The 5,651-nt window shown below is 73.0% G+C and carries 6 protein-coding genes; all 6 read right to left on the reverse strand.

The window, feature by feature from the left end:
- Positions 1-424: hypothetical protein (locus tag VGR37_04450; protein ID HEV2146646.1), on the reverse strand; the 424-nt coding region annotated here is incomplete at its 3' end.
- 28 nt (positions 425-452) lie between these two features.
- On the reverse strand, positions 453-1,652 hold the full coding sequence (locus tag VGR37_04455; GenBank protein ID HEV2146647.1) for a hypothetical protein: 1,200 nt from the start codon (positions 1,650-1,652) through the stop codon (positions 453-455).
- 143 nt (positions 1,653-1,795) lie between these two features.
- A complete protein-coding gene (locus tag VGR37_04460) occupies positions 1,796-2,392 on the reverse strand; it encodes a hypothetical protein (protein ID HEV2146648.1) in 597 nt (198 codons plus the stop codon).
- Positions 2,393-2,395: 3 nt separating this feature from the next.
- Entirely contained in the window at positions 2,396-3,394 is a 999-nt protein-coding gene (gene floA / locus VGR37_04465; GenBank protein HEV2146649.1) for a flotillin-like protein FloA, read from the reverse strand.
- A 128-nt stretch (positions 3,395-3,522) separates the two neighbouring features.
- A complete protein-coding gene (locus VGR37_04470) occupies positions 3,523-4,887 on the reverse strand; it encodes an NfeD family protein (GenBank protein ID HEV2146650.1) in 1,365 nt (454 codons plus the stop codon).
- A gap of 112 nt (positions 4,888-4,999) precedes the next feature.
- Positions 5,000-5,651 (reverse strand): TIGR00730 family Rossman fold protein (locus tag VGR37_04475; protein ID HEV2146651.1); only part of this gene is annotated, 652 nt, incomplete at its 5' end.

Raw genomic sequence — 5,651 nt, forward strand, 5'->3', positions numbered from 1 at the left:
GCGTGGCGGGGGCCGCGGCGCCGGCGATCCGCTCCTCCACCCGCTGCAGCCGTCCGTTCAGCCGCCCCACCAGGATCCGCGTGGCGCGCAGGTCGTGGTTGGACTCGATCAGCATCAGCGCCAGGTCCGCCATCCCCCACAGGAGCCCCGCGAAGACGATCAGCCGGGTGGCCTCCACCAGCAGGAGCGGGATCGCGTCCGTCCCCTGCCGGACCAGGTTGATCACGATCTCCCCCACCAGGAGGAGGATCAGCAGGAGCGACAGGAGCTTGAAGAGCCGGGCGATGTAGCGGAGCCCGGCGTGCGGCTCCAGGTCGTCCTCCCGGACCATCATCGGGGGCGGCGTCTCGTCCCGCGGCCCCTCCGTGCGGCGGTCTCCCGCGCCGGGTGCGTGGTCGTGCGCGTGCTCGCGTGCGTCTGCCAAGGTGCGCTCCTCGTGCTGCGGGTTGAGCCTACCAGCGGGCGCGGTTCCCGCGGGTGTCGATGTGCACCATCCCGCGGTGCCCGCCGGTGGGCGGGTAGTAGTGCATCCCCCCCACCAGGTCGGGGTACTTCTGCTCCACCCGGTCCACGGCACGGCCGATGATCCGCGCGTCCGCCAGGTTGACGCGGCCGTCCCCGTTCAGGTCGTCCATGAGCCCGTCGCGGTCGTTGTCCACCGCGATGTCCATGGCGTCGCCGTACATGTGGCGGGACAGGGCGCCGCGCCCGGAGGTGTTCCCCCCGCCGGCGTTGTACCACGGGCTGCGGAAGCCGCTCACCGCGAACAGGTTCCGCACCGGGTGGCCCATGGCCTCGAGCTCCTGCACCACCAGCTCGATCTTGTCGAGGATCTGGGGGTCCACGACCACGAACTTGGGCCAGACGTCGTTCTGCAGCTTTGTCTCGAACTGCTTGAGCCGGATGTGCTTGCTCAGGAACATCTCCCGGTTCTGCGGAGTGACCGCGATCATCCCGGGCGGGGTGCGGTAGATGGGGTTGTCGGGGCAGCTCCCCACCTCGCAGGGCCAGTTGCCGACGCGGTACCGGCCGATCCGCCCGTTCTTCTTGGCGGACATGGGGACCATCCGGATCACCGCCAGGTTCGGCACCTCCTGCGCGAGCGTCCCCGCGCGCAGCACCACCTCCCAGATCCCCGCGTCGCCCAGCTCGCCGGTGAGCCGCTCCGCCGTGGACACGGCGAGCTGACCGGTGGCCACGCGGGGGAGGACGGGGTTCTCGCCCGGCTCCACGATCTTCACGTACACCTGGCCGCTGTGGCCCCGCACCTCGGGCGGAAGGGTGGCGGCGTACTCGCGCGCGGTGCGCTCCAGCATGGCCGCGGTGATGGTGGGCGCCAGCGGGTCCGCCCCGGGGCTCAGCGGGTTCCGGGTGATCCGCTCCCCCAGGGTGGCCGGCGCGGTGGGGGGGCGGAGCCCCGACGGGAGCGACGGGCCGAACAGCGGCGTCAGCGTGGCCGCCGGGTCGTGGGGCGCGGGATCCGCGATGCGGAGGCCGACGGTGTAGGCCCACCCCAGCAGGAAGGCCAGCGCCAGCACCGCGGAGACGCGGTTGAACCAGCGCTCCTGCCCGGACGTGAGCCCGGAGCGCTCCCAGCGCGAGGGCGGCTCGCGGACCAGCGGAAAGAGATGGTGGTCGTGTGCGTGCTCCATGGCGCCAACGCCCCTTCATCATCCGTGCCGCCGGGGGTGCGGGAACCGTGCTCCGGCTGCGGGCGGCGCGGAAGAAAAGGGGCCCTCCCCGCGCGGGAGGGCCCCTCTCGAAGTACCTGCCGGAGCGGCCCCGGGCGCCCGCCCTACCGCTCCTCGCGCAACGGCTGCAGCGACCGCGGCGGGCCCAGCGCCTCGGCGAGGAGGATCGCCCGCCGCAGCTCCGTGCGCGAGCGCAGGTGGTCCGCCAGCCGGTCCGGGCGCGGCCGGGGGGCCGCCGCCGGCTTGGCGAAGCGCGCGTGCAGGCGGGCGTGCTCCGCCTTCCGGTCCACCTGGGCGAGCTCGAGCGACACCGGCACCTGCGCGGGGAGGGGGCGCTCGTAGAGCACGGGGGAGACCGGCTCCAGCGACACCGCCTCCACGGTATGGATCCCCTCCGGGTCCGCGGGGCGAAGCGCGGTCCCGCGCTCCGCCTCCGGGGCGTACTCCTCCTCGTCCTCCTCCGTCTCCATCCCCGGCCATGCGCCCCACCCGGCCGACCACCCGCCGTCGGCGGTGGCCGGGACCGGTGCCTGCGCGCCCTGACGCGCCTCCGCGGGAGCGGGGATCCGGGCGGGCTGCTCCCCGTAGCCCTCCGTCTCCACGGGGGGAAGCGTTTCCTGGGGCGGGTCCGGCTTGAAGATGCGCCCCAGGAGCGGCGCCCCGAAGAAGATGATGACGAGGAGGATCTCGAACCAGTCCATGGCTCAGCTCAGCTCGCCGTTCCCCGACCCCGAGCCGTCGGGAGCGGCCAGCGCGCGCCGCATCGCCGTGTCGCTCTGCATGTTGCTGTAGCGGGCGTAGTCCATGATCCCCAGGTTGCCGCTGCGGAAGGCCTCGGCCATGGCGAGCGGCACCTCCGCCTCCGCCTCCACCACCCGGGCGCGCATCTCCTCCACCCGCGCGCGGTTCTCCTGCTCCTGGGCCACGGCCATGGCGCGCCGCTCCTCGGCACGGGCCTGGGCGATCCGCTTGTCGGCCTCCGCCTGGTCGGTCTGCAGCTCGGCGCCGATGTTCTTGCCCACGTCCACGTCGGCGATGTCGATGGAAAGGATCTCGAAGGCGGTCCCCGCGTCCAGCCCCTTGGCGAGCACCGTCTTGGAGATGGCGTCCGGGTTCTCCAGCACCGCCGCGTGGCCGTTCGCGGAGCCGATGGTGGAGACGATCCCCTCGCCGACGCGCGCCAGGATGGTCTCCTCGCCCGCGCCGCCGACCAGCCGGTTGATGTTGGCGCGGACGGTGACGCGCGCGATGGCGATGAGCTGGATGCCGTCCTTGGCCATGGCCGCCACGCGCGGGGTGGAGATCACCTTGGGGTTCACCGAGGTCTGCACCGCCTCCAGCACGTCGCGCCCGGCAAGGTCGATGGCGGCCGCGCGCTCGAAGCGGAGGTCGATGTTGGCCTTGTCGGCGGCGATCAGCGCCTGCACCACCCGCTCCACGTTGCCGCCGGCCAGGTAATGCCCCTCCAGCGCGTCGGAGCTCAGGGCGATCCCCGCCTTGTGGGCCGTGATCAGCGGGTTCACGATGCGCGCGGGGTTCACCTTCCGGAAGCGCATCCCGAACAGGTTCATGAACGACAGCCGCACGCCCGAGGCGAGCGCCTGGATCCAGAGCCCCAGCGGGATGAAGCGGAAGAAGACGAAGATCGCGAGGATCGCGACGAAGATCATGAAGAGCGTGCTGCCCAGGAGGTAGTCGTCCATCGTGCCCTTTTGCGGTCAGAGAGAGAGGGTTCCCGCCCGCGCGGGAGGCGGGGTGCGGAGCGGGGTTCCCGCGTCCGCCCCCGTCGTCATACGGGCGGCGGACGCGGAGGTTGCGGCGAGCTGCCGCGTCAGGCCGGCGCCACGGGGGAGACCACGTGGCGGTACCCTTCCGCCCGGACGATGCGGATGGGGGTGCCGGCGGCCACGTACGCGCCCTCGGACACCACGTCGATGCGCTCCTCGCCGAAGGCGCCCGTGCCGGAGGGGCGCAGGTCGGTGAGCGCCACGCCCTCGATCCCCACCAGCTCGGAGCGCACGGGGGCGGACAGGTACCCGGCCTCGCGCGAGGTGGAGCCGTGCAGGATCATCCGGCCGGCGCGGCGGTCGTCCGGGAGGCGCTTCAGGATCAGCCACCCCACCACGCCCACGGCGATGATGGAGGCGCCCACCACGTTCAGCGCCACCAGCACGTCGCCGGTGGAGGGGAAGTTCCCCAGCAGCGACAGGACGACGGCCCCGCCCATGGCGAGGACGCCCAGGATCCCCGCCACCCCGAAGCCGGGGAGGACCAGCGCCTCCACCAGCAGGAGGATGATCCCGGCGGCCACCAGCACCAGCACCTCCCACCCGGCCAGCCCCACGATCAGGTGGCTCCCGAAGAAGAGCCCCAGCGAGGTCGCGCCGGCGAGCCCGGCCATCCCGAAGGCGGGGGTCTTCAGCTCGATCAGCAGCCCTAGGAAGCCCAGCGACAGCAGGAAGGGCGCGACCATGGGGTTGGTGACGAAGCGCACGACCTGCTCGGCCCAGTTCACCTCGGTGGTCACGGTCCGCGCGCGGGGGGCGCCCACGGCGGCCAGCACCCCGTCCCAGTCCTGCACCTCGCGGGCGTACCCCAGGGCGGCGGCCTCCTGCGTGCTCAGCGAGACGAGCTGCCCCGGCTCGGTGACGCCGGGGACGCCGATGCTCTCGTCCACCATCCCCTCGGCGACGCGCGGGTCCAGGCCGCGCTCCTCGGCCAGGGCCCGGAACTCGGAGCGCATGGCGCTCACCATCTTCTCGGAGAGCTTCTCCCCCTCCCCGTTCACCGGCGTCGCCGCGCCCATGACGGAGCCCGGGCGCATGAAGACGCCGTCGGTGGCCAGCGCGATCATCGCCCCGGCGCTGAACGCCCGGCGGTTGACGTACGCGTAGGTGGGGATGGGCGCGTCGCGGAGCGCGTCGGCGATCTGCTCCGCCGCGTCGATCCGCCCGCCCGGGGTGTCGATGTCCAGCACCGCCGCGGTGGCGCCCGCCTCCTGGGCCTCGCGGAGCGAGCGCTCGATGAACGGGGCGAGCCCCATCTCGACCACCCCGGTCACGGGGATGCGGTATACCTTGCCGGCCTCCTGCGCGGCCCCGGCGAGGGGGGCGGCCGCGAGGATCACGAGGGAAAGAAAGGCCGCGAGGGCGCTCCCGCCGCGGCGCGGGGTATGGAGTAGACTTGAACGGCGCATGGCTCTTCCACCGAATGGGTGTCTCGACGTCACGCCCGCATACCCTGCAAGATAAGCCCCGCGCGGCGGGGATCCAACCCTGCAGCTATGTGCCCCGCGGCGGTTCCGCGCCCTATCGCTCGTCCCGGCCGATCCACTTCGGCACGGCGGGAGGGCGGAACGCGGCTAGGAGCTCCAGCATGCGCTCCGGCGCGGCGGCCTCCAGCACCAGGGCGCGGTGCTGCGGGCGGACGAACCCCTCGGCCACGGCGTGGTCCATCATCGCCAGCACGGGGGTGTAGTATCCTTGTACGTTCAGGAGGCCGCAGGGTTTCGGATGGATGCCGAGCTGGGCCCAGGTGAGCACCTCGAAGTACTCCTCCCAGGTGCCCAGGCCGCCGGGGAGCGCCACGAAGGCGTCCGAGAGGTCGGCCATGAGCGCCTTGCGCTCGTGCATGGAGCGGACGACGTGCAGCTCGGTGACGCCGCCGTGCCCCACCTCGCGCGCCATGAGCCCGTCCGGGATGACGCCGACCACCTCCCCGCCCGCGGCCAGCGCGGCGTCGGCCACCTCGCCCATCAGCCCCACCTTGCCGCCGCCGTACACCACGCCGATCCCCCGCTCCGCCAGCAGCCGGCCCGTCTCCCGCGCCGCCGCGGCGTACTCCGGGCGGCTTCCCGGGCTGGAGCCGCAGAAGACGCAGATCCGCTTCAATGGTCGCACGCTGTCTCTCTCTTCCTGATTCTCGGCGTGGGGTCCGGCCTGGAAAGCCGGACGCGGGGGG

The sequence above is a fragment of the Longimicrobiaceae bacterium genome (genome assembly GCA_035936415.1).
In the GTDB taxonomy this organism is placed as follows: domain Bacteria; phylum Gemmatimonadota; class Gemmatimonadetes; order Longimicrobiales; family Longimicrobiaceae; genus JAFAYN01.